Here is a 25,528-nt window from a genome sequence, read left to right as displayed (position 1 = left end):
AATGAGCAAAAAACTTTCGGAGGTCGCCCAACAGCTTAAAGATGCAAACAAAAAGGTGCAGTTGATCTACGCATTCAATGGAACTGGCAAAACGCGCCTGTCGCGCGAATTCAAGCGGCTAATCGCACCAAAAAACGCTGCCGACATTGATGAAGAGACGGCCCCCGATGAATCAACCGAAGAAGTAGTAGAAGCCGATGCGGAGATCCACGAGTTCGAACTCTCGCGGGACAAGATCCTCTACTACAACGCCTTTACCGAGGACTTGTTCTACTGGGACAACGACTTAGTCGGCGACACCAAGCCGAAACTGAAGATCCAGCCAAACTCATTCACCGATTGGATCTTAAGAGACCGTGGCCAAGACCGGAACATTATCACCACATTTCAGCGCTACACGGACGACAAACTTACGCCAACGTTTATTGAGAAAGAAAAATCTGTTAATCAGGAGGGAAGGCGAATCCAAACCAAAACTTACCCCGAGGTTCAGTTTTCATTTGATCGTGGAACGGAGCGGACAGGTGCCATAAAGATTTCTAGGGGTGAGGAACGGAATTTCGTTTGGAGCATATTCTTCACGTTACTGGAGGAAGTTACCACTATTCTCGATGAGCCAGATCCAGATAAGCGAGATGACAATCAATTCGACAAATTAGAGTACGTTTTTGTTGACGATCCCGTGAGTTCTCTGGACGACAGTCACGTTATTGAGTTGGCCGTAGACTTGGCAAATCTAGTGAAATCCAGTGAATCTGATCTCAAGTTTGTAATCACTACTCACAGTCCACTTTTTTACAACGTGCTGCACAACGAGCTGAACAATAAACTAGACAAGAGGCAACCTGATGGATCGTTCAAACTTGTCTACAGACCAAAGATGTCCAAACAGTATCGACTTTGCAGGGGAGCTGACGGACTGTATGAGCTAATAGAGCAACCAGGCGATTCTCCCTTTTCGTACCATTTGTTTTTGCTATCGGAAATTCGATCGGCAATTACGAGCGGCGATGTCCGCAAGTACCATTTTAGTTTCGTGCGGAATATTCTGGAAAAACTGTCAACGTTCCTCGGATGCCGCAGTTGGCCGGATCTGCTGCAAAAGACGGACACTGGGCAACCGGACCCGTTTGCGAATCGAATTCTTAACTTGTCGAGCCATTCTGCTCACGCGGGTGAAGAAATCACCGAGATTGAGGACCAAGACAAGGAGAAGCTAAGTGACTTGGTTACTTACCTGGTTGATACATACCATTTTAGAACAACTGGAGAGGCGAGATGATCGAATACAAACCCATCGCCGAATCCAACAACTTCATCATCCTGGAGAAATACAACCGGGAGTGGATGGTCGCCGAAGGCTACCAGAGTGAGAGCGATCTCGAGCGCGAACTGATTCAGGATCTGGAAAACCAGGGCTATGAATTTCGTAAAGATCTAAAGTCTCAGCAAGCGTTGCTGACAAATGTGCGTGGGCATCTGCAAACGCTGAACAACGTGGAGTTCTCCGACGGAGAATGGCTTCGCTTTGTCGAGACATTTCTGGATAAGCCGAGCGAAAGCATCGTCGATAAGACTCGCAAGATTCATGATGACTACATCCATGACTTTGTGTTCGACGACGGTCGCATCCAAAACATCTACCTGCTGGACAAGAAGAACCCGGCTCGCAACAAGCTGGAGGTCATTCAGCAGTTCGAGCAGACGGGTTCCCACTCCAACCGATACGACGTCACGATTCTGGTCAACGGCTTGCCGCTGGTGCAGGTGGAACTGAAGAAGCGTGGGGTGGCGATTCGGGAAGCGTTTAATCAGGTGCACCGCTACAGCAAGGAGAGCTTCAACAGCAAGAACTCACTGTACAAGTATCTGCAGTTGTTCGTCATCTCCAACGGCACCGACACCCGCTACTTCGCCAACACCACGCGGCGCGACAAGAACAGTTTTGACTTCACCATGAACTGGGCGAAGGCGGACAACAGCCTGCTCAAAGATTTGAAGGACTTCACCGCGACCTTCTTTCAGAAGAATACGTTGCTCGAAGTACTGATAAAGTACTCGGTCTTCGATGTCAGCGACACACTGTTGGTGATGCGGCCTTACCAGATTGCTGCTACAGAACGGATCATGTGGAAGATCTGCAGTTCGTTTTCAGGAAAGGCGTGGAGCAAGCCGGAGAGCGGCGGCTACATCTGGCACACGACGGGATCCGGTAAGACGTTGACCAGTTTTAAGGCAGCGCGACTCGCGACCGAATTGGACTTCATCGACAAAGTGTTCTTTGTGGTGGACCGGAAAGACCTGGACTACCAGACGATGAAGGAGTACCAGCGTTTCTCGCCTGATAGCGTCAATGGCTCCGACAGTACTGCCGGGCTCAAACGCAACTTGGATATTGATGACAACAAGATCGTCGTGACGACGATTCAGAAGCTCAACAACTTGATGAAGAGCGAGTCCGACCTGCCGATCTACCAGAAGCAAGTCGTCTTTATCTTTGACGAATGCCACCGCAGCCAATTTGGTGAGGCGCAAAAGAATCTGCAGCGGAAGTTCAAGCGTTATTACCAGTTCGGTTTTACCGGTACTCCGATCTTCCCTCAGAACGCATTGGGAGCGGAAACGACCGCCAGCGTATTTGGTCGTGAGTTGCATTCTTATGTGATCACCGACGCCATTCGCGACGAAAAGGTGCTGAAGTTCAAGGTGGACTACAACGACGTCCGCCCACAGTTCAAAGCGATCGAAACCGAACAAGACGAGCAGAAGCTAACGGCTGCTGAGAACCGTCAGGCTCTTTTGCATCCAGACCGAATTCGTGAGATCTCCCAATACGTTCTGACTCACTTCCGTCAGAAAACGCACCGCTTGCGAGCGAGCGGGACAGGTTTCAACGCCATGTTCGCAGTAAGCAGCGTGGACGCGGCCAAGCTTTATTACGAGGCTCTGAATAAGTTGCAGACGGACAGCGAAAGGCCGCTCCGCATCGCCACCATCTTTTCGTTTGCGGCAAACGAAGAACAGGATGCCGTGGGCGATATCCAGGACGAGAGTTTCGACGTATCGGCAATGAACAGTAGCGCGAAGGAGTTTTTGAACTCGGCGATTGCCGACTACAACGGCTTCTTCAAAACCAGTTTCAGTGTCGATAGCAACGGCTTCCAGAACTACTATCGCGACTTGACGATGCGTGTGCGGGGGACAAGCAACAGTGGAGCCGAACTCCCGCCAGATCAGAAAGTCGACCTACTGGTTGTTGTCGGAATGTTTCTTACTGGCTTTGACGCACCAAGGCTCAATACATTGTTCGTGGACAAGAACCTCCGTTACCACGGACTGATTCAGGCGTTTTCGCGAACGAACCGGATCTACGATGCCACCAAGACGTTTGGCAACATCGTTACGTTTCGTGATCTCGAAAAGGCGACCGTTGATGCGATCACTTTGTTCGGGGATAGCAACACGAAGAACGTGGTGCTTGAAAAGAGTTACAAGGAATACATGGAAGGCTTCACCGACATCGTCACAGGCCAAGCTCGGCGTGGATTCAAGGAAGTGGTTGCGGAGTTGGAAGAACGGTTTCCGAACCCAGACGAGATTGTTCGTGAGAAAGACAAGAAGGATTTCGTAAAGCTGTTCGGCGAGTATTTGCGGGTTGAAAACATCCTGCAGAACTTTGATGAGTTCGCGAGCCTGAAAGCACTGCAAACCATCGATGTGAACGATCCTGAGCAAGTCGAAGCTTTCAAGGACGAGCATTACCTAAGCGACGCAGATCTGGAGGCATTGCAGGGCATCGACGTGCCGCCTGATCGCAAGGTGCAAGATTACCGATCGACGTACAACGACATTCGAGATTGGCTGCGGCGTGAAAAAGCCAGTAACGAAACTGAGAAATCTACCATCGATTGGACAGATGTGGTTTTTGAAGTGGATCTGCTAAAGTCTCAAGAGATCAATCTAGACTACATTCTGGAACTGATTTTCGAGCACAACAAAAAGACCAAAAACAAAGCAAGCTTGGTCGAGGAAGTGCGTCGACTAATTCGCGCTAGCGTTGGCAATCGCGCCAAAGAGAGCTTGGTCGTAGATTTCATTAACCAGGCGGATCTGGACGTGCTTCCCGACAAAGCCAGTGTGATTGAGGCCTTTTTTGGTTTTGCAAGGGCTGAGCAACAACGGGAAGCCAGCGAACTGATTACCGATGAGGAGTTGAACTCGGAAGCAGCCAAACGGTACATCAGCACTTCGCTAAGGCGAGAATATGCCAGCGAGAATGGCACCGAACTGAATGCAGTCTTACCGAAAATGAGTCCGCTCAATCCTCAGTATCTCACGAAGAAGCAAAGCGTCTTCCAGAAGATCTCAGCGTTCGTTGAGAAGTTCAAAGGTGTTGGCGGAGACGTTTGAAGACCTTAGACATAAATCGTTGCTGAAAACACAACGGCAATCTCAACACTGACAATCTGCCGTTTGAGCGTCAAAATTAATGGGCGCCGCACACTAATTTATCACCAAGAGTTAGCAAATCTTGTTCGATTGGCCGTGCGAAGAAACCGTTAGATTCACGATACCCGAGGGCTCAATACTTGAGTCAGCCAACTTGTCAAAGATCAGAGTCGAGTCGGCGTTACGGGAGAGTCGATTTGCGCCGGAGTACCTAATGCAAATCAGGGGAGTCATTCGATGACGAGAAAAAGGCGACCGGTTTACTTTCAATGCTTCAATCTGCCTGGGGGCGCATCGTATGCCGCTACCCCGATGGAAAAGCCTTATACAAAGAGAGGTCAGACGCCCTCCTTCGACCCAAACGATCCGGACCACGTGGCCAGCGAAATCGAAACTTCTCTCGACGAATACGAGGCGTATCCAACGGACACGAAAGAACGGGCGTTTCCCGTTCTCGCGAACCGCATTGCTACTCGTCGTGCGATTCGTGAATTGGTACTGTCTGAAATCGCAGCCCTCGCCACTACACTCCAGCGAATCGACAAACGACTGGACGCTATCGAACGCTTGGTTGACGACCGCGAGACCTCCTAGCTTAGTCACGCGACCGAATGCGTTCGCTCGTGTTACGACTTCACACCCCCTGTGTATCCATAAATTGCATTTCGATAAGCATCCAAACCATACAGTTTCCCCAACGCACATCGGAACATGTCAAAGAGACCGCCTCATGGAAGGTGCTTCAAACGCGTACACCCGCACAATGGCTAATCCGTGAGGTAACCGAGCGAGACTACGGAGTCGACGCATACGTGGAGCTCGTAACGCAATCCGGCGATGTTACTGGAGATCTTTGTTCAGTCCAACTTAAGGGCACGGAGTCGATCGATTGGAAAACGGATTCTGAAGGCGCGCCTTCGCACGCGATCTTCTCCGGAACCAAAATCGCGACAATAAATTACTGGATGAATCTCCCCGTTCCTGTGTTTTTGACACTCGCGGACCTCAACGCAAATCGTGCGTACTGCGCCCCGGTGAAGGAACAAGTCCGCGAACAATACCGCAGGTTTATTACTCATGAATCACTTAGCTTTCGATTCTCCCCGGTGTGCGAATTGGGAACGCGTGACGGCGAACGAGAGTTTATCCTGCATTATTACCGTGAGAAACATCACTCGCAATTTGTCAACTATTTGCGAGTCTTGCTGACGCATTGGTATGAATACATCGGATTCATTCGCAGACACCAGATGGGTGATTGCCACCTTGAAGTTGAAGAACAACACCAACTACAGTTTGTCCATCTTTACAAGACGCTTCGTTTTCTGTCTCAATTCTTTGGAATAGATTGGACAATACCAGACATCAATGACATCTACCGCGACGATCAACGCCTTTGGGAAAGGCAACGCCTTGTTCGCGACTTTGGCATCACGCTTCACCTTCTCGAAACTTGCTTTGGGGCGGTCAGAGCGAGCGGAGTAAGCTGGCCGGTGGGAGGTCGGGGTGTTAGGGATAGCGCGTTCGATCTAGCTGCTACGATGCCCTCCCCGGAAACCTCGCTGAAGGCTCGTTTTTCGACCCTCCCGGCTGCGCTGGGAGGGTGATTTTGGTAGCGGAAGTCGTCAAGACTTTCGTTGATGCAATGCGCCGCGACACCAACGATTGAGATGTAACTTATTACAATTTGCCGATGTAGGCGTCTCGCAAAATTTGCACGGTATGGCGGACTTTGACGCTTGACCCCGCCGCGGCGAGATGCGTTTGCAGCTGAGTCATGCAGCCGATGTTGCCCGTGGCTACAAGATCGGGCTCGGTGCTCAGCAAGTGACGCACCTTGTCGTCACCGAGTGACTTGGCGATCTCGGGTTGATCGACGTTGTACGTTCCCGCCGACCCGCAACACAAATGCGATTCCGGGATCTCGAGTAATTCCACCGCGGGAATCTGCGTCAGCAGGTGCCGTGGCTCTGATCGTACCGATTGTGCATTGGCGAGGTGACACGCATCGTGGTACGCGATCCGAAGTGATTCGCTTCGCTGCGGGATCGCCGCCAATTCGCCCAATTCCGCCAGCACAACCGATACGTCTTTTACCTTACTGACAAACGCGGTTGCATCGGACTCGTACTTCGTCCCTTTTAAAATCATTCCGTATTCGTGCATCCCCGAACCGCACCCCGCTGCGTTGGTGACGATCGCATCGACATCCTCTGGGAACGCTTTTAAATTGGCGATCGCAAACTGCTTGGCCTGATTCCAATTCCCCACATGCCAGCTAAGAGCACCGCAGCACGCTTGGTTTGGCGGCACAAGTACTTCGATACCGTTGCGTGTCAGCACGTCGATGGTCGCTGTATTGATATCCGGAGCGAGTACCGATTGAGCACACCCCGACAACAACGCGACTCGTCCTCGGCGAGTCCCGATCGCGGGATTGATCGGCAACCAAGATTGTCGCTGCGGTAATCGATCGGGTAGCAGATTCAACATCGCGCCGATCGGACGTGGTAGCCATGGCGCAAGCGGACGAGCAAAACGGCCCATCTTCGCTGCGAGTCGAAAACGTCTCGGGTACGGCAGCGTCGAACTTGTCATCACGCGTGTGATCCGGTCGATGAGCGTTCGCTTTCGCACCGGTTCCATCGTCGCCCGATAGGGGCTGATCAGATCTCGATAGGGAACACCCGAAGGGCATGCGGGTTCACACGCCAAACAGCCGAGACAACGGTCGATATGAAGCGACGCATCATCGACCGACAAATTGCCTTCGAGCACATCTTTCATCAACACGATCCGGCCACGCGGCGAATCAGGCTCTTGCCCCAATTGGTCATAGGTGGGGCAGGCCGCCAAGCAAAAACCGCAATGCACACACGTGCTCACCGCCGAGGCCATCTCGTCGCCAAGCGGACCGAGTTTCGAGATCGGGATTTTGTGTTGCATGCGTTTGATTCAGATAGGGAGGGTGAATCGCCAGAGAGATCTGGCGATGCCCGCAGGAGGATCGTTAAGAGGAAAGAGGATGACGCGTCTGCGATGGGAAACGACGTTTCAAACGCCCGCCGGGATCAAAGGACTGCTGAACCGCCACTTCGATATTCGACGGGGATCGCCGATTCAAAAAGACAACATCGGAATTCCCGCGAACACACAACCCGCGATGGTTCTGTTGGACCAGCACCGATTCGAGCGTTTGCAGTGATTCGGTTTGCTCCACCGCGGCCCATACGACCGATCCGCATCCGCTGACGTGCAGCGACACGGGGACCGCCGAGGCGAGGGCATCACACAAAGCAGGGAATTGGCGAGTCATGGTCGGGATTTTCACGACGTGTGCGGCACTGGAATACCAGTCCAGCTCGCCAATCGAACTCCAAAATGCGTTCGCTGAGTCCTCTTCAACAAGTTGAAGTTCTGGGAAATGAGTCTGGATCTCGGCGGCGATTTCGCGGTTGGCGTCACGTGGGCCACGCTGGCGAAAGTAAAGCGTCGATGTGGCATGATGATAATCGACCGCGTCAAGTTCCCAGCGGCTGACTGCCGCCTTCGCCATCGATTTAGACGCCGTCTCTGCTGAATCGCAATGACAACAAAGCGTGGCCGACTCGACGGGTTTTGGAAACACTTTGAACGTCACTTCGGTCATCACACCGAATTCGCCACAACTGCCCACCAAAAATTTAGGGATATCAAAGCCTGCGGCATTTTTGACCACTTTCCCGCCAACATTGACGAGCGTGCCATCGCCCAATATCAGTTTGGAACCGAGGAAAAAGTCGCGAATCGATCCGTAGCGAAACCGACCCGGGCCTGATAACCCCGATGCGACCGTACCACCCAGCGTCGCTCCGGCGCGGACCAACATCGGGTCGAATGGCAGGTATTGCCCACGTTCGTTCAGTACCGCTTGGACGTCGGCAATTTTTGTTCCCGCATAGGCAGTAAAGGTGAACTCCGACGGTTCATACTCGACCACACCGGACAAGCCACGCACGCTGATCGTGTCATACGGCTGGGTCGACAAACAAAGTGGCGGTTTGGTTTGGTTACCGACGATCACGGCATGGTCGGATGCGAGTACCGCATCGCGGACTTCGTCGATCGTGGTGGGCTGCAAGGTGATATTGTTACTCACGCGAAATCACTCCTTGCTTTTCCAAGGGATGCAGTCCCGACATCGACAGCGAAGGTGCGTCCGCACCAGGGAACATTTTTCCGCGGTTGGCGATCTCCAGCGGATCGAATGCACGACGAATCCGATGAAACAAATCAACGGTTGCCGGATCAAACATGTCGGGCAAGAACTCTCGTTTTTCCATCCCGACTCCATGTTCGCCAGTGATCGAACCGCCCATCTCGATACAAACCTTGATGATCCGGCTGCAAACCTCTTCCGCTCGATCGAACTCGCCTGCGACATTTCCGTCGTACAGGATCATCGGGTGCAGATTGCCGTCACCCGCATGGAACACGTTGGCGACGCGAATCCCGACATCACGCGAGATCTGTTGGATACGCACGAGCGCCTCGCCAAGTCGATTGCGGGGAACGACACCGTCTTGGACAAGGAAGTCGGGACTGATATGACCAACGGCGGAAAACACGCATTTGCGGCCTTTCCAGATCGCTAGCCGTTCTGCCAATGTCGTCGCCACATGTACAGCAAACGGATCGGTGCGAGCGATGACTTCGCTTAATTGCCGCGTCTCGTACTGGACGCGTTCACGTGGACCTTCGAGTTCGACGATCAACACCGCAGCACAGCCTTTGGGGTAGCCACATTTGACAGCGGCCTCGGCGGCTTCGATCGACAGTGCATCCATGATCTCCATCGCCCCGGGCAACAAACCCGATTCGATCACAGCCGATACCGCATCCCCGGCGGCCTGTAGTGATCGGTAACCGACTAGCACGGTGTGAAATTGCTCGGGCTTCGGTAACAATCGCAATGTGATCTCGGTCGCGATCCCAAACAAGCCTTCGCTGCCGGTAAACAAACCGGGAAAATCGGCTCCAATCGCATCCGTGCTGGCGGAACCGAACTCGACACATTCGCCATTGCCGAGCACCGCCTTCATTCCGACAACATGATTGGACGTCATTCCATATTTTAAACAGTGGGCACCGCCCGAGTTGAATGCGACGTTACCGCCGATCGTACAAACCGTCTGGCTCGAGGGATCGGGGGCAAAATAGAGTCCATGTTTTGATGCCGCCTCGGTGACTTTGATGTTGACCACCCCAGGCTCAACCACAGCGGTTCGATTGACGGGATCGAGATCAAGAATTTTGTTCAAACGGTTCAGTGCGATCACGATGCCATTGGCCACGGGCAGCGATCCACCCGACAGACTCGTCCCGCTGCCGCGAGCGACAAAGGGAATCGCTTCGTCGTGACACCAGCGAACCGTTCGGATGACCTCGTCGCTCGACTCGGGGATCACGACGGCGAGCGGTTTTTGATGAAACGCAGTCAAACCATCTGATTCAAACGCGGCATTAAAGGCAGCGTCTTGACGCACCCGGTCGGGCGGCAATAGCTGGGTAAGACGTGCGAGAGCTTGCTGCGTGGAATTCATAACCGCATTGTAGCAAACAGGAGAGACGAGCGAGGGGGGCGGCAATCGGCAGGCGGGCGAGAACACAGGGGAGGCAAAATGACCGCGTCTATGTTCGGTCTATAGATTACCAGAATGTGATACCAAGTGGAGGGGAGTCAACGCTGAGCGGCGTCGCACCGCCGAAACCATCAGTGGGGGGCACGGGTCGGGTAAGGGAAGCCGTCAACGACTTTTGTGAATCACGGCAACCGTCGTAAAGTTTGGCGAGTGCCGCTTCGTCCCTCAATGACGCCAGCGTTCCCTATCGGTCTTTCCAATCGATACCGGACATATCGGCCAACGCCAGCGTGAGGGCGTGGGTGCCGAGGCGACCGTAGCCTTTGGCTTTCACCGATTGATAGAGTTGTTCACCCAACGCCAGTCCTGGCATGGAAAGTCCCATGCGGCGACTTTCGCTGAGCACGATGCCCATGTCTTTGATGAAATGCTCGACAAAAAAGCCGGGATCGAAGTTGTTCTCGATGATCCGCGGCCCCAGGTTGCTCAGTGACCAGCTTCCGGCGGCACCGGAGCTGACCGATTTCATGACGGTTTCGAGGTCCAATCCGGCGCGGTGGGCATAGATCAACGCTTCGCAAACGCCGATCATGCCGGTGGCGATCAAGGTTTGGTTGACCATTTTAGTGTGTTGGCCTGCGCCGGCCGCCCCTTGGTGTACGATCGTTTTCCCCATCGCCTGAAAACAGGGCTGCAGGGCGGCAACGACGTCTTCGTCACCCCCGATCATGATCGACAATGCCGCGTTTCGGGCGCCAAGATCGCCGCCAGAAACCGGAGCATCGAGCGAATGCACTTGTTGCTGTTTTGCAACGTTATAAATCTCGCCCGCCAGCGATGGTTCGCTGGTGGTCATGTCGACGACAATGTTGCCGGATTTGCATCCTGCCAACACGCCGTCGTTCTTGCACAGATAGACCTGCCGCACGTCATGCGGAAAACCGACGATGGTGAAAATGACGTCCGATTGCTCGGCAACGGCACGAGGCGAATCGGCCCACGTGGCTCCGCGATCGATCAAGGGTTGGGCCTTGGATTGGCTGCGATTGTAGACGGTCATCGCAAACCCTTTTTCGATCAAATGACCACACATGCTGGCGCCCATCACGCCAGTGCCAATCCAACCGAGACGCGTTTGATCGGTGGTAATCTTGATAACGTTGGTCATGGACAGCAGCCTTTGAAGGTTGGAATAGAACGTGAGGGGGGCAAGCGACGGCGTCCTCGTCGTTAGGACGACCAAGCAAATCCGCCCGTGGTTGTCCAGAACACGAGCAACATGCACAACCAAACAATATCGAGAAAATGCCAGTATTGGGCGGCAAAGTCGACTGGCCAATGCCGCTCGTGATCATAGCGGCCTTGTAGCAGTCGCACCGACACCAATCCTAGCGAGATGATCCCTCCGGCAACATGCAATGCATGCAGGAACGCCAACACGATGACCATCCCAACCAATCCCTTGCCGTTGCCCTGCTGGACAGCCGGCCCCGACAGCATGGTGTACATCGAAAGAATCTGGAACCCGGTAAACACAATCGCCAACACCGCACTGATCCCCATCAATGCGGCGGTCGCAACGCGGCGCTCGCGGCGAATCATTCGCGTGGCAATGTGCACCAATAAACTAATCCCCAGCAAACACACCGTGCTCACCAGGAACGTCATCGGAATCGGTAGCGCCGAGAGCGCATCGCCGCGGCGTGAGTAGGCGTAGAACCCGTACAGCAGGATGCTGGACAGGAAAAAGACGAGTAACGAGCCTAGGAACAACCATCCGCCCTGTTGGAAGCGACGGTCGGTTGGCAAACGGTCGATCGGAGGCTGAGTTGCGCTGGTTGGCATGAGAATTCTTGCGGTGGGAATTTGACGACAGTGTAATCCAATCACCGAAAAAATATTAGGGGCGCCACATCGCCAGCTAGAGACCGAAAAGTGCATGCAAAATAAACGTAAAATAAACCATGCAAAATAGGTCGCGTACGCCTTTCAGAGGAACGCTGTGAAGCATTTCTTCTAATACGGTTTGTGCTGATTCTGCGTAGCGGAAGTCGTCAAGACTTTCGTTCGATGGGCTGAATCCCCGCAACTCTTCGCGAGTTTCGCTACGAAATGCTTCACAGCGGTGGCCAATACCGCTCATTTTCTTACAAGCGAGACTGCAGTCACCTCTTCACCGAAGTTGGTGGAGAGGTGACAGAAAGCCAGCGCAATCAAAAATCACAACAACCCCAATGTTTTAGCAGTCCAGGCTTCCGCTGCACCGCTACACACATCACTCGCTTGGCGTCAAAGTAGGTGACTTGTGAAAAAGCGAGCCGGGGGCGAGTTATTGCAACAGCAGGATAAAACCGGCGATCGCGGCGGCTTCCATCAACGCGGCTTTGGGTTCGATCGGAAAGGGATTGACCTGTTTCGGCATCATCTCACAACTCAAACAATCCCCTGGCGAGCAAACGCAGTGGCATGCCGGCGTGGCGACACTATGGTAGGGCAACATTTTGACATTAGACAGAAATTCACACCCCGATACGGCGTTCTGGAACACCCCGTAGTGATTCCCGCACCGCTCTAAGTTCGCTTGCTCAAAATAGAGTGGTTTGTAGTAGAAGCCGACGGTGTAGCGATCCGGCTTTGGCACGGTTGCCCCGGTCGCGAGCACGACAAGTGAAGTTGGCTCGGCAAGCTCGGCCGCCACGTTCTCAGGCACTTTTTTCCCACGCTCACCGAGCTCGACAGCGATCTGGCCGATCGGCTTCATCAACGCTTTCAATTCGCTATCCAGAGCCGCATCACGCACGGCGGCTTCACTGCTGGGTTGCTCACGCGTTGAGCCGCTGCCGAGCAGCGTGTCGGTGTCGTATTCGGACGGATCCCCCAGCGATAACGGATCCGCATCGGGTCTGACAAAAATCACAACTGCATTTTCCGACGAGACCGTTCCCCCTAACCCAACCGCAGCCCGAGCGGTGGTCGGGATCGAATTGTCCGATACCGACGGAATTAACCATGGTTGGGCCTGAACCTCGGGCTGATTGTCCGTCGTCAAGTCGAATTCAGGAGCCATTTGGATCGGCTGTGGAGGCGACTCTTGATACGACTCCGAATTCGCAGTGGGCTCGTTTGTCGAGACCGGGTATTGCCCGAACGTGTTGTGGGTCAACGCGAGCGTGACGACCCCGATTGTCAACGAACGGGCGGTTAGCAAACGGGCGGCTAGCGAACGAGCTGGCAAAATGCGTCGGCAAAACGCGTCGGTCGTGCGGTTTCTCTGTCTTTTCAGTTGGTTTGCCATCAATCGCAGCTTGCATTGAGGAACGACGGGGTCGAGAACGGCGTGTTATCCTTGATCGATCCGTGACATTCCGAAACCACAGCAAAACCGCGACAAGCCTCAGCATCGCCAATACCGCTACAGATTGCCGGTGGCCGCAGGTATGGGCTGCAAGCCACCGAATCACGGGCGGGTTCGGTTTCCGGTCCCCTTTTGCTCCCAGATCCCGTTTTGCTTCGGATAAAATGGCACAGCAACTATGATGTTATCCATTGCCGTTTTCTAATAAGACCGCTTCTTTCGCACGTCGCGTTGATCCCCATGAAATCCGATCGCCCCATTTCCGCTGCCGCTCGGCACGCGATCGACCGTTTGCGTAATTGGACACGGCAGCTGCGATCAGGCGACAATCGGACTTTTTTGGGTGCGACTACGGCTCCGCTGCCGATTCGTCACGCGCGGGGTTATCGGCCGACGCTGCGTCCGCTCGAGCCCCGGTTGGTGCTGAACGCTACCGCCGAATTGAGCGATCTGGGCGAACTGTTGATCACCGGGACCTCTGCCGCTGATACCGTGCAATTGCAAGTGACTGTGGATGGTTCTCTGCAACTTCGCGACGAAGTCAACCAAATCATTCCGATCGCGAATCATCCAGGCAATCCGAACGATCCTTTGGCTGCCGCTGCGGTCACCTCGGGTCAAATTGTGGTTCGACTTGGTGGCGGCGACGATCTGTTTGCGGCCCAATTGCCAAGCAGTCTCAACGTCACCGTGGTCGACGACGAAGGAAGCGACACGACCGAATTGACGCTGACCGACCGCGGATCGATCGCGACGGCAACGCACCGCATTGATTCCGAATCCATCACGCTGAATCAAGATTCGCCTGTGGTCTCCTTAACCGACGACCATTTAATTTTAACGGGCAATGTCTTGATCGGGACGGTCAACGCCGATTCGGTGATTGATGTTGGCACCGGGCGCTTTGATGTCGATGGTCGTGTGATCCTGTTAGGCTCGGTCGACTTTGTTGGCAGCGGAGGTAGCGTCGTTTTACAAGACGCAGTGATCACGTCGGCCTCGGACAACGTGGACTTGCGGTTTGACCTGGGCACACAACCGACCGCGACATTGGTTTTCGGCGACACCGACGCCAGCGGCGGCCGGTTACTGAGCGATCTTGAATTCATCGATGCGACCACCGATGCGTTACAAAACAGTTCGATTGAAATCTCCGGCAATCTGCTTGTACAAAATCAATCCAATGCGATCGATATCGGTGAAGTCATTGATGCAGAAAACATCCATCTCGAAACCAATAACGAGGTCTCGCTCGGTCTCCGCAACGCGTCGCTCGGTCGTGTGACGATCGAAGCCGGCGGCGATGTCTTTGTAAGTGGTACGGCGACGGTCGACGACATGTTTGCCATCGATGCCGCAGGCGGCGACGTCGTTCTTGGCACATTCTCGTTAACCACAGCGACGGTTGGCGACGCCGTCATGATTGACGATGCCGCGTCGGTGACACTTGGCGACATCGATAGCCCCGATGGAAATTTGTTGATCGGTCAAAGCGGTCTTGTTCAAGGTGACGTGACGCAAGCCGATGGAACACGACTGCGAATAAACGGGCTGAGTATTGGCACGTTAGGTTTGATCGAACTGAGTTCGTCTGAAAACGTTTTCGCTGTGGCTGAATCGATTGATGCAAATGGCAACATCACGCTGCTGGATTCTGCCAACGGACTGGACGTGCGTCAGATCCGCTCCGGCGGAGGCGATATCGATCTACAGAGTACCGCGACGGATTTTGCAATTTTGATCAGCGGCGTTATCGCCACGAGCGGAGGTGACGTTCGAATTACTGCTGGCGAGCAAATTCGCATGCGAGATACCGCCACGATCGATGCTGGTGGCGGATCCATTCAGATGGATGCGGCACACGATGTCACCCTCGGTTCGCTGGTGACGACCAACGCAACCGAAAACGCGGTACGAATCCAATCGTCCGCGGGGGCCATCTTGGATGGCGGCGATACGGATCTTGATATTGATGCCAATTTCGGACGCGTCACGATCATGGCGGCAACGGGGATTGGCGATGGCAATCCGATCGAGATGCGGGTTGCCGAGTTTTCGGCAAAGGTTACGGACCGCGGAGCAATCCAAATTGCGGAACAAGATTCGGTGCATCTGATCGAGTTAGAAACGTTCGATGGCGAAATCGTTGTCACCGCAGCGGATTCGATTGTCATTGATGACGAACGCCCCGAAGACCAAAACGGTCCCTTTGCCGTCACATCCAGACTGATCGCGGGCGGAACCGATGGACGAATTCGCCTGGACGCAGGAAATGAGGAGGGGGATCGATTGCGAATCGGCAACGGCGTCGGTTTGGTCGCGTCGCAATCTAGTCTGGGGGCGGTCCATTTGGATGCCGCGGCGATCGAATTCGGCGAACAGATTGAAATTCGCACCGGGGGCGATGTCGGCGTGGCTCGCGTGTTTTCGCCTCGACCAGTATTGCCTGCGGACTTAACGAGCCCCGATCCAGGCGGTGGAAATCCGGATGAGATGATTTCGGATCCCAGCGACGCGGCCTTCTACGACACCTCGTCGGTCTTTACCAATCGTTTATCACAAGCGTTAGGCAACGGCGGTGCCGGTATTTTGACAATCGGCGTCGGTCATGTTGGCGAACAAGGGTTGACGTTAAACATCGACTGGGGTGGCGCATTTGAACGTTATCAACAGGTCGATGGACTTGCCGGTGGCGAATTGCATCCGATTGAACATGCTTATACCGAAGAAGACATTCTCGAGTCGCGACTGAACGGGCGGGCCTCGGCCACCGCTCCTTTGGAGGTGCGTTTCTCGGTCCGCCACCACGAATCGATCATTGTGACCGGCAACTCGGTCACGCAAGGGGCCGGTTCGATCGAGCAGGTCGAAAGCGGGGTGATCTCGGCCACCGACAACGACAATCCACTGCGACCCGATCTTGGCGAAACGATTCAGCAGAATACGGTTGCGGACAACGCGACGTTGTTGCATCTCAACGGGCAAGCCCAATTCATCATCCCGTCACTGACGATTCCTGTCGCCTTCTTCCCCGTGCGAAATGTTATTCCTGAACCAGAGACGCTCGAAATCTTCGTGCGGGTTGAGGGCACCGTTGACCAAATCAATACCGGGGTGCAGACCAGTGAAGCATCGCGTGGATCTGCGGTGATCCGGGATGAATATTTCCAAATCCGCGTGATCTCACCCGACCCAGAGGGCGAAGACTTGACGCCTCCGAAACGTTTACAAGATTCAATCTTGGAAGGAGACAATCTGAAACGTTTATTCTCCAAATTGCCTGACGGTCGCTATGTGATCGAGTATGTATTGGGGGACGGCAATGAACGAACGATCATCCAAGCCGACGTGCGAAATGGAGAAGCGATTGATCTGGGTGATGAACTCGACGGTGGCTATTTGAAACTGAAAATGTTGGACTTGATTCCCGAGGACACGGCGGATCCCGAGCAACCCGATGCGAAAGAGGGCGACGCCGCGGACGATGCGGATCAACCGGCTGCGGAAGACCAGGATGACGTGTCGGCATCGGATCATCGGTTAGGGACCGCCCCAACCTACGAAGACACTGCAAACCGTGACGCTGTAAATCAAGACGCAGCCGTCAAAAACACCGAGGTCGAAAAGGACGAGATCGATCGATCTTTGCGGATTCGATCGGGGCAACCAACCGCTTCAGATGACCGATTGTCCAAGGTCGCTCGATTCGCCCGCCTCGCACGTTCGCAATCCTAGAACAATTATGGCTAAGCAACCTCCTCCTCCCCCAAATCCCGACTCGGGCGACGCTACACCGCCGGATCCCGCCTGGCAAACGGATCGCAATCCGTCGCAGGATAGCCCCGCCAGTCAAACGAACGATGCCGATGAAACTAAGAATGTCAGTCGAGACAGTGCTGCGAGCCAAGACACTTCGGCTGGCGATCAGCCACCGCGACGCGAGTCTGCGGTCGACGAAACGATTGACGTTGGCGACCAATTTGCATCGACCCCGGATCCGCTGGAGTCGCTCGTTGATACCGATACGAATGTCGACTTAGACGCGACCATCATGGTTCCCAGCGACTCCGAGATCGCTGGTGAGAATCCCTCCGCAGCCGACCCGTCGAAAACGCTTCCCTGCGTTGACCCCACGGCGATCACCGAGCAGATTGAACAAACCATCGACATGGACGAGGATGTGCCTTCGTCCGCCGCCAATCAAAAGACGCATTCTGATGGACTGGATCGAACGCTTTCTGCAGCCGACTTAGAGCAAACGCTTGAATTGAGTGAAGACGGCAAAGGGGAGAGCGGTCCGCGACCGACGCCCCCCGTGTCGGATCCTTCGCAGCCTGCTGATCACACCGTTGCGATCGGTTCAATTCCGCATCCAAATGTGAAGGAAAAGAGGGCTGACGAGAATACCGGTCGGTCGATCATGACGAGTCGAGCGATCGGAGCGACGATCAATCCGCGTGAATTGTCCGATCAAGACGCGGTCATGTGGGAGTCGCTAGCCAAATCGGAAACCCATCGAAACGAGCCAAGTCAGTTGGCTCCGGCGATCGAACGATCGCTTCGTGAAACCAACCTGCGGATCGTTCCTCGCAACGTCAGCAAGGGACAAGACACTGGGTCGGGGCCATCCGACTACCAACTGGTACGTCTGCTCGGCAAAGGAGGCATGGGGAATGTCTACGTTGCCAAGCAAGAGTCGCTCGACCGGATGATCGCGGTGAAAATCATTCGCCCTCTGGACCGTGAAAAACGCGAGAAACTGCAATCGTCAGGGCGTCTGGCGGACGTCGAGCAAAATCGACGCCAACAATTTCTTTCCGAAGCGGTCGTCACGGGAGACCTGGACCACCCTAACATTGTTCCGATCCACGATATCGCGGTGATGGGACAAGACACGCTGTTCTACGCGATGAAACGGGTTGTCGGCACGCCTTGGAACAAGGTGATTGGCGAAAAAACTCGTGATGAAAACCTCGAGATCCTGCTGAAAGTCGCCGACGCGGTCGGCTTTGCCCACACTCGCGGCGTGGTGCATCGCGACATCAAGCCCGAGAACATCATGTTGGGCGATTTTGGGGTCGTGATGGTGATGGATTGGGGGTTGGCGTTGCCGACCGAAGCATTCGAGAAACACGAATCGGTGTTTCCCGTTACCGGGCTCGGCGGTACCCCGGCATTCATGGCTCCCGAAATGGCGACCGGGCCGATTTCGCAAGTGACCGTCCGCAGCGATGTTTATTTGCTTGGCGCGACGCTGTTCATGATCATCACGGGCGAAGCGCCCCATCACGGCACGAATGTACGGGATTGTCTAAGAGCGGTCGCTAACAACACGATTCGTGACATCGCCCCCAAGCATCAGGGCGAATTGATGGATATCGCACTCAAAGCGATGGCAACCAAGCCCGCTCATCGGTATCACGACGTGCCTTCGTTTCAACAGGCGATTCGCGACTATCGCAGCCATGCCGAAAGCATCGCTTTAACGACGCAGGCCCAGACGGATTTCCAAAACGGAATGACGTCGCAACTGTACGCTGATTTCTCTCGCGCGATCTACGGGTACGAGGAAGCATTGACGCTGTGGAGTGGCAACCAGCGCGCCATCGAAGGGCTTGGCAAGGCAAAGCGACGCTTCGCGGAAATTGCTTTACAGAACGAAGACTATGACACTGGACTGCAAGTTCTGGATCCCGATAACGCCGATCATGTGCCGCTGATCGAGAAACTCAGACAGGGCCTTTCGCAGCGTGCGCATCGAATCCGCCGCCTTCGGTTGCTTCGCTTGCTCGCCATCGCCATGTTGGCGTTCATCTTGATCGGAGGCAGTGCTGCGACTTGGTTGATCAACCAAAAGCGACAGATTGCGGAGGATGCGACTGCAATCGCAAGGAAACAAACCGAAGCCGCCAAAACTGCAAACGAGTTGTTGCTGACGTCCAATCAAAACCTTCAACAGCAAACGCAGTTGGCAATTGCAAGAAAAGATGAAGCAACACGATTGGCGGAGGTTGCAAGAGAACAGAAAGGGATCGCGGAACGACGCGAAAGGGAGGCCATCGCAGCGAAGTTAGCGACCGAGAAAGCACTGGCTGCTGCAAGAGTGGCAGAGCAGGCGGCACGCGACAGCGAGAATGACGCGTTCGTTGCTCGTGACGAAGCTCGAAAACAACAACGCATCGCTGAATACGAGGGCTATATTTCGAGTATTGGTTTAGCGAAAGCGCGGATCGACCGAAACAATTTCGATAAAGCTCGCGAGACGCTCAAAGGCATCGCCGACCAACAGCGGCAACGACTCAGCGGCATCGAAACCGGCGACAACATCAACGCCCCAATCCGTCCGTTGGCCTGGGAATACCGCTGGCTGATGCGTCAAGTCGCTCAGTCGGAATCATCACTCGAAACGGCGTCACCCGTGGTGGATCTGGCAACGGATCGCACCTGTCGGTCCGCTGTTGCCGTGATGGCGGATGGCAAAATTGAGCGAATGACGCTGAGTGATCACGGATCGATCATTTCGCACATTACCGAGCGAAGCAGCGGATCCAACGCGGTCGCCGCCGCGATCTCTGGCGACGGGACTCGTGTCGCACTAGGAACCGCAACGGGCGAAATTGAGCTGTGGGACGGATCGCTTCAGCGACTTTCTGGCACCCTCAGAGGTCACACGCGTGCGGTATCCGATTTAAAGTTCGCGGGCGATACACTACTGGTGTCGGCTTCCCAGGATCGCACCGCCCGAGTTTGGGATTTGGACAAACAAACCGAAGTGGCTGATTGTTGGCACATCGCGCCGGTGTTGCAGTTGGACGTCGCTGCGCCGTCATCGGACGAAGGATGGTTGATTGCCACCGCTGCGGCAGACGCTTCGGCAGGCAGGATTGTGCTATGGCAGTTGTCGAAAACCGCGGATCGCTGGAATGCCGAGCGACGTGGCGTATTTGATTCGCATGAACGGCCCGTCTCCTCGATCGCGTTGTCGCGTGATGGTGAACTCGCCGCTTCTGGGGATGATCGCGGCCATGTGTTGATTTGGCGTCCTTCGACGATCAAGCCGATCGACTACAACGCGGCGGTTTCCTCCGCGATCGAATCGGTTTCCCGAACCGATTCTTCAACTGGCGATGCTGCGAGATCGAAACCTCGCTCGCCGGTCAACTCAATTTCCTTGAACGACCCTGCGCTGGACCAACGAGATCTTGCAAACCCGAGGGGCCCGATCAATGAAAATTCGAAATTGCCCCTCAACCCAATGGCACACGAAGACGCGGTGCGAGCGGTCGAATTTAGCGCCGATGGGAAAACCGTCGTCACCGCGGCGGACGACTACACGATCAAGCTATGGAAAACGCAGTCTCGTCAACTTGATGCAACGCTACGTGGGCATGGCGGCTGGGTCACGTCGGCATCCTTTGTAGGTGATGACGCGGATCGTGTGCTGTCCGCATCGATGGATCGTTCTGTGCGTACATGGAATCCAAAGACTTATGTCGGAGCGGCCGCGACGACGCAATTGGCTGCGGTCAACAAAAACACGGCCCAGGGTGATGCCGCTGCCGGCTCGGGATTGTCACTGCGGCAAGCTCACAAAGACGAGATTTGGTCGGCCCGCTTCAGCCCCGATGGCCAGCGTTTGGTCACATCGAGTCGTGACCGCACCGCCAAGGTATTGCGGATTGATGCCGACACGTTGGCGCTCCAAGAGATTGGCAGTGTGGTCACCGAGGATCGCGACAAAGACGATGGCACGCTTCGCGAAGGAACCACGTCGATTGTGATGTCATTGGCATTGGATCCGAAGCGGCGGCGGCTGTTCGTCGGTGGGGCGGACGCGATCCTACGCATCTGGGACCTCGATCACGGCACTGAATTGGGCGAGTTGTTTGGTACGGGACTAAATCAGTCGTTTGCCTTGTCCAAAACAGGGCGTTATTTGTTGACCGGATCGAGTTCGTCCGAGCAAAGAGGGTGGCTGTATCGTGTCAACCCAACAGGACGTCCGATGCCGACCGCGGTGTTTCCACTCAAACAGCACAAAGAGGCCATTACCGCTTTTGCAATCTCTGACGACGAAACGCGTTTGTTCACCGGAGATCGAGCCGGCCGTGCGTTTCTGTGGGACATGCGAACCGGCAACACCATCGGTGACCCCATCGACACACTGTACGGCAATCGCGTCAATGCCGCTTGTTTTCTGCCCGATGGAAATCAGATCCTTGTCGCAGCGGATGATGAACAGCTTTCGCTGATCGACCTCGCTTCCAGAACGCGTACGGCGAAGATGAACCACGATGGCTACGTCACTTCGGTTTCAATGTCAGCCGATGCCAAGTTTGCATTGACGCTGTGCGAACTTTCTACTTCGGATCAATTAAAAACTTCGGTGCATCTCTGGAATTTGCAGACTCGTCAGGGACGCGAATTACAGCAAAGTATTCTTCGGCGGGGGACAAAAGAAGGATTTAAGGGAGTGGGCGACGTCGCGGGGCGTGCGGGCGGTGCCCAGCGGATTGTGTCTGCAGAGTTCTCTGCGGAAGACAATTCTGCGATGGTGGCAATCGTTTCGGGATCCGATCAAGCGACGCGTGTCGACAGCTGGGCGATAGGTGATGACCTCGGTTCGGCAACCAAGAGTGCTGCGATGGAACTGCCGTCCGAATTAGGGGCCACGGCGACCGTAAAACCAATCGACAAAGACCAGTTTGTCAGTCTTAACGGCGACGGTGCTTTCTTGTGGGACAAAGCGAAGGGGACTCACCTGCGAAGCTTTCGTGCGAATGCCGCCGTCGTCCAGTCGAGCTTTTCAAGCGACGGAAAGTACATCGTGACAGGAAGCCGCTCGATTAAGATTTGGGACGCCGAAACGCTCCAGCCGCTCGGGAAACTCGAAGTCGCCCATGATGGGCCTGTTCGCTCCGTCGAATTCGCACCGCAATCGATGGGCGGCAATCCGGACTATCGGTTGGTGTCCGGCGGCGATGATGGAACGGTCCGATTGTGGCAATGGAATCCGCAAGCGAAAAGTATCACCGCCGTCAACGAGTTTACATTTGCTGCTCCGGTGCGGTCGGTGGCGTTCTCACCGGATGGTGCCTCGGTGTTGGCGTGCGGCGCAGGTGGTGTTGCAAAGCGATGGCGAATCGAATCGCCCTCCGACCCGATCGTATTCCAAAAAGCGGATGCGGGTGGCTTTGTGTGCGTCACGTCGTCACGCGACGGACGTTGGATTGCGGTCGGCAGCACGGAATCGGTTGGGTATCTGTGGCAGATCCCCGAGCAGGGGCAAGCCGTCGGCGAGCCGATCGAACTGCGAGGTCATTCTCAGCGAATCGAGGATATCGCGATCCTGCAAGACGCCTCGCAAGCGATTCGTGTCTTTACCGCAAGCGCAGACCAAACCGCTCGCGTGTGGGATCCGCGGATCGAGCAATGGAACGAAGCGTCAAGCGAATCAAAACTTGAACCGCAGGACACGTTCCAGGCCCGCGAGGTGTTGCTACTGGAACAGCATACTTCCAGCGTGACGGCGGTCGATGTGACCGCCAGCGGCGAGTTGCTGTTGACCGCCAGCCGCGATGGCACCGTAATTCTCTGGCCCGCCGATATCACATCGCAATAAAAATCACAAAATTGTTCGCGGTTTCCCGGTGAGGTTCGCTACGCTTGCCAACGCGTGGTTGGCTGCCACGGCGGCGTCATAGCATCGGTCGTCATCGGCCCGATGACCAGGGTGAACACTTCCCAACGAAGACAGAGCCCCCCCCGCGGGGGCAGTTTTTTTTGCCAAAGCTTTCCGCCTTCATTGCGGAGACAATACCACTCGGGCAAGTGGGCCGAGTGACGCTCCGTAGGTCCTTTGCTACTAAGGGGTTACCCATGGTTTGCCGGTGGGCAAATCACTAGCAAAAGATTGGCGTTCATTCACAAGGTCTTCGAATGCACCTGCGTTCATCATGGATTTAGGGTTGACCTCAGGGGTCCAGGCAAAGATGATAACTCGACGATTCGGTTGTCAATCACGTCATTGGTGTGCACTTTGTGGACGTCAAAACGACCACAGTCAATCGCGTCCGATTATTTTCGTAGCGATCCTTTGCCGGATCACTGCACCCTTTTTGGAACGAAATTTTTTTTCTCGTTCGGCAATCGTGAGCTCCTGAAGTTTTACGGCACTTCTTGCTCACCTCTTATCTAAAAACTTCCGTTACTCACTTATCTATTTAAAGCTTGTCAGTTAGGGGCGTTGGGGACATTCGTACCCAAATTCCCCCTTGTTGTTTTTCTCCCTTTTTAGGATGTCACCTGTTATGAATCGACCTCATTCAAGTCGGCAAGGATTCACGCTAGTGGAACTGCTTGTCGTCATCGCCATCATTGGCGTACTTGTGGGACTGCTGTTGCCCGCCGTCCAGGCTGCACGCGAAGCGGCCCGACGCATGTCATGCAGCAACAATTTCAAGCAATTGGGATTGTCGATCCACAATTACCACGCCGCGTACAACCAATTGCCACGAACGATGTGCGGAACCGATCGTGGATCGGTCGCCAACGTGTCGTACAACTATAACCGGCTGTACATCAGCGCATTGGTGAGCGTGTTGCCCTTCATTGAGCAACAAGCGATGTGGGAAAGCATTTCTAACCCCAGTCGCGAAACCACGCCTGGCACCAGCATGCCTGGTGGCGTTGCGAACAACACATGGCCAGCAATGGGCCCCGTGCCTTGGGCGCGACAATACAAGCCGTGGGCGACCGAACTGCCTGCTTACCGTTGTCCAAGTGATCCGTCGGTTTCGATTGGAACGGGAACCGGTTTCACAAATTATGGGTTCTGCTTCGGTGATGGCGTTCAATTTGTGAACAATGGTGGCATCAATGATTGGGGCAACATTGATAACGACAACAACAACGGCAACGGCAACGGCCAAACTTGGGTTGCGACGCGTGCTCGTGCGGCGAACCGTGGAATGTTCTGGGCTCGTCACACCACACGCTTCCGCGACGTTTTGGACGGCTTAGCCAACACGATCGCAATGGGCGAGATCGCAGCATCGTTGGGACAAAAAGAAATCATTGCAGACATTCGCAGCAACAGGACGGGTGGCGGCGACACGATTGTGCGAACTCCTGGTGTCTGTCTTGCTCCGGCACAGGGAATTGACCCTGAACGCCCTCAGTTCTATGTCGGTGGCACCCCTACGGTTCCCCGAGCGACGCGTTGGGCGGACGGACGTGCAAATTACAGCGGTATGAACACGATTTTCCCACCTAACAAGCCAAGTTGCGCTGACGGGGGTGACAACACACGGGGAATCTATACGTCTGGCAGTCGTCACCAAGGTGGTTGTCATGTGTTAATGGGGGATGGTGCGGTGAAATTTATTACCGACAGCATCGAGGCAGGGAACAGCACTCATGCCACCGTTGAACGTGACAGTGCGAATAACGCTCCGGCAGGTTCGAAGAGTCCGTTCGGTTTATGGGGGGCTCTTGGTACAAGGGCCGCCAAAGAAACCGAGTCGCTTGAATAGGCGACTGCGAACGTGAAATGATGGATCAATCATCGGAGGGCTAGGCTCCAACATGGGACCTAGCCCTTTTTCGTGCGCTCGCACTATGTCGGTTTGCTCACATTCACTGCTCTGCGGGGCTAACATGCGGGGGCACCTGCTGCACACAGCCCCAGCGTCAGAAGACATTGCCTGAACGTGACACTGTGGCACAGTAACGCGAGTGTCATCACCCAATCGCAACCATGAACAATACCAGGATTCCATGCCGTGGTGTCCCTTTGCTGGTTGCCAACACGATGCAACTATTGACAATGGGGGTAGAAGACTACTGAATCGTTTGATTCAGTTCCGATCTCATCCCTACTTACCTCAGAGTACGACAATGAAGAAGTTCTTTTTAACCGCTGCATTCGCGTCCCTCGGTTTATTTGCATTGACAGGTTGCGGTGACAGTCGGTCTACCGTTGTCGAGCAACCAGAGATGTCCGCGGAGGAGATCGAGGCGGAGATGGAAGCCTACGACAATGAAATGGACGAGGATGCCGCCGCAACGGGAATCGAGTCCTGAGCCTGCGGTGGATCCACTC

The 25,528-nt window shown here is 54.7% G+C and carries 14 protein-coding genes; 8 read left to right on the top strand and 6 right to left on the bottom strand.

Features of this window, described 5'->3' with window-relative positions; translation table 11 throughout:
- Position 1 precedes the first annotated feature (1 nt).
- From ABD971_RS14400 to ABD971_RS14385, 4 genes are all read left to right on the top strand, one after another.
- Positions 2-1,282 carry a hypothetical protein gene (locus ABD971_RS14400; protein WP_345323119.1) on the top strand — a complete coding sequence of 427 codons (1,281 nt, stop codon included), beginning with the start codon at positions 2-4 and terminating at the stop codon, positions 1,280-1,282.
- Positions 1,279-4,410 carry a type I restriction endonuclease subunit R gene (locus tag ABD971_RS14395; protein WP_345323117.1) on the top strand — a complete coding sequence of 1,044 codons (3,132 nt, stop codon included), beginning with the start codon at positions 1,279-1,281 and terminating at the stop codon, positions 4,408-4,410. Before ABD971_RS14400 ends, ABD971_RS14395 begins: the two co-directional genes overlap by 4 nt.
- Before the next feature lie 276 nt (positions 4,411-4,686).
- Positions 4,687-5,043: a hypothetical protein gene (locus ABD971_RS14390; RefSeq protein WP_345323115.1), complete on the top strand. Its 357-nt coding sequence runs from the start codon at positions 4,687-4,689 to the stop codon at positions 5,041-5,043.
- Positions 5,044-5,060: 17 nt separating this feature from the next.
- Positions 5,061-6,056, top strand: a complete 996-nt coding sequence (locus tag ABD971_RS14385) for a DUF4365 domain-containing protein (RefSeq protein ID WP_345323113.1) — start codon at positions 5,061-5,063, stop codon at positions 6,054-6,056.
- A 73-nt stretch (positions 6,057-6,129) separates the two neighbouring features.
- Here the strand turns inward: ABD971_RS14385 and glcF are convergent, their stop codons facing one another.
- The 6 genes from glcF to ABD971_RS14355 all read right to left on the bottom strand — a co-directional run bounded on the left by glcF (position 6,130) and on the right by ABD971_RS14355 (position 13,365).
- Positions 6,130-7,395, bottom strand: a complete 1,266-nt coding sequence (gene glcF / locus ABD971_RS14380) for a glycolate oxidase subunit GlcF (protein ID WP_345323111.1) — start codon at positions 7,393-7,395, stop codon at positions 6,130-6,132.
- Between the two features lie 64 nt (positions 7,396-7,459).
- Complete coding sequence (locus tag ABD971_RS14375) at positions 7,460-8,587, bottom strand: FAD-binding protein (protein ID WP_345323109.1); 1,128 nt, start codon at positions 8,585-8,587, stop codon at positions 7,460-7,462.
- A complete protein-coding gene (locus tag ABD971_RS14370) occupies positions 8,580-10,031 on the bottom strand; it encodes an FAD-binding oxidoreductase (protein WP_345323107.1) in 1,452 nt (483 codons plus the stop codon). The genes ABD971_RS14375 and ABD971_RS14370 overlap by 8 nt, the downstream gene beginning before the upstream one ends.
- A 283-nt stretch (positions 10,032-10,314) precedes the next feature.
- Positions 10,315-11,238 (bottom strand): NAD(P)-dependent oxidoreductase, encoded by a 924-nt coding sequence (locus ABD971_RS14365; protein ID WP_345323105.1) that lies wholly within the window; start codon positions 11,236-11,238, stop codon positions 10,315-10,317.
- A gap of 62 nt (positions 11,239-11,300) precedes the next feature.
- Complete coding sequence (locus ABD971_RS14360) at positions 11,301-11,915, bottom strand: cytochrome c oxidase subunit 3 (RefSeq protein ID WP_339941839.1); 615 nt, start codon at positions 11,913-11,915, stop codon at positions 11,301-11,303.
- 484 nt (positions 11,916-12,399) lie between these two features.
- Positions 12,400-13,365 carry a hypothetical protein gene (locus ABD971_RS14355; RefSeq protein WP_345323103.1) on the bottom strand — a complete coding sequence of 322 codons (966 nt, stop codon included), beginning with the start codon at positions 13,363-13,365 and terminating at the stop codon, positions 12,400-12,402.
- Positions 13,366-13,665: 300 nt separating this feature from the next.
- Between ABD971_RS14355 and ABD971_RS14350 the strand changes: the two genes are divergently transcribed.
- The 4 genes from ABD971_RS14350 to ABD971_RS14335 all read left to right on the top strand — a co-directional run bounded on the left by ABD971_RS14350 (position 13,666) and on the right by ABD971_RS14335 (position 25,509).
- Positions 13,666-17,160: a hypothetical protein gene (locus ABD971_RS14350; RefSeq protein WP_345323101.1), complete on the top strand. Its 3,495-nt coding sequence runs from the start codon at positions 13,666-13,668 to the stop codon at positions 17,158-17,160.
- Between the two features lie 7 nt (positions 17,161-17,167).
- Positions 17,168-23,047 carry a protein kinase domain-containing protein gene (locus ABD971_RS14345; protein WP_345323099.1) on the top strand — a complete coding sequence of 1,960 codons (5,880 nt, stop codon included), beginning with the start codon at positions 17,168-17,170 and terminating at the stop codon, positions 23,045-23,047.
- Positions 23,048-23,735: 688 nt separating this feature from the next.
- On the top strand, positions 23,736-24,959 hold the full coding sequence (locus ABD971_RS14340; protein ID WP_345323097.1) for a DUF1559 family PulG-like putative transporter: 1,224 nt from the start codon (positions 23,736-23,738) through the stop codon (positions 24,957-24,959).
- A 364-nt stretch (positions 24,960-25,323) separates the two neighbouring features.
- Complete coding sequence (locus ABD971_RS14335; protein ID WP_339941844.1) at positions 25,324-25,509, top strand: hypothetical protein; 186 nt, start codon at positions 25,324-25,326, stop codon at positions 25,507-25,509.
- Positions 25,510-25,528: the final 19 nt, after the last annotated feature.

The sequence above is a fragment of the Novipirellula rosea genome (genome assembly GCF_039541335.1).
GTDB classification, from domain to species: domain Bacteria; phylum Planctomycetota; class Planctomycetia; order Pirellulales; family Pirellulaceae; genus Novipirellula; species Novipirellula rosea.
The sequence above is the reverse complement of the archived record's forward strand: the minus strand, read 5'-3'. Positions and strand labels throughout refer to the sequence as shown.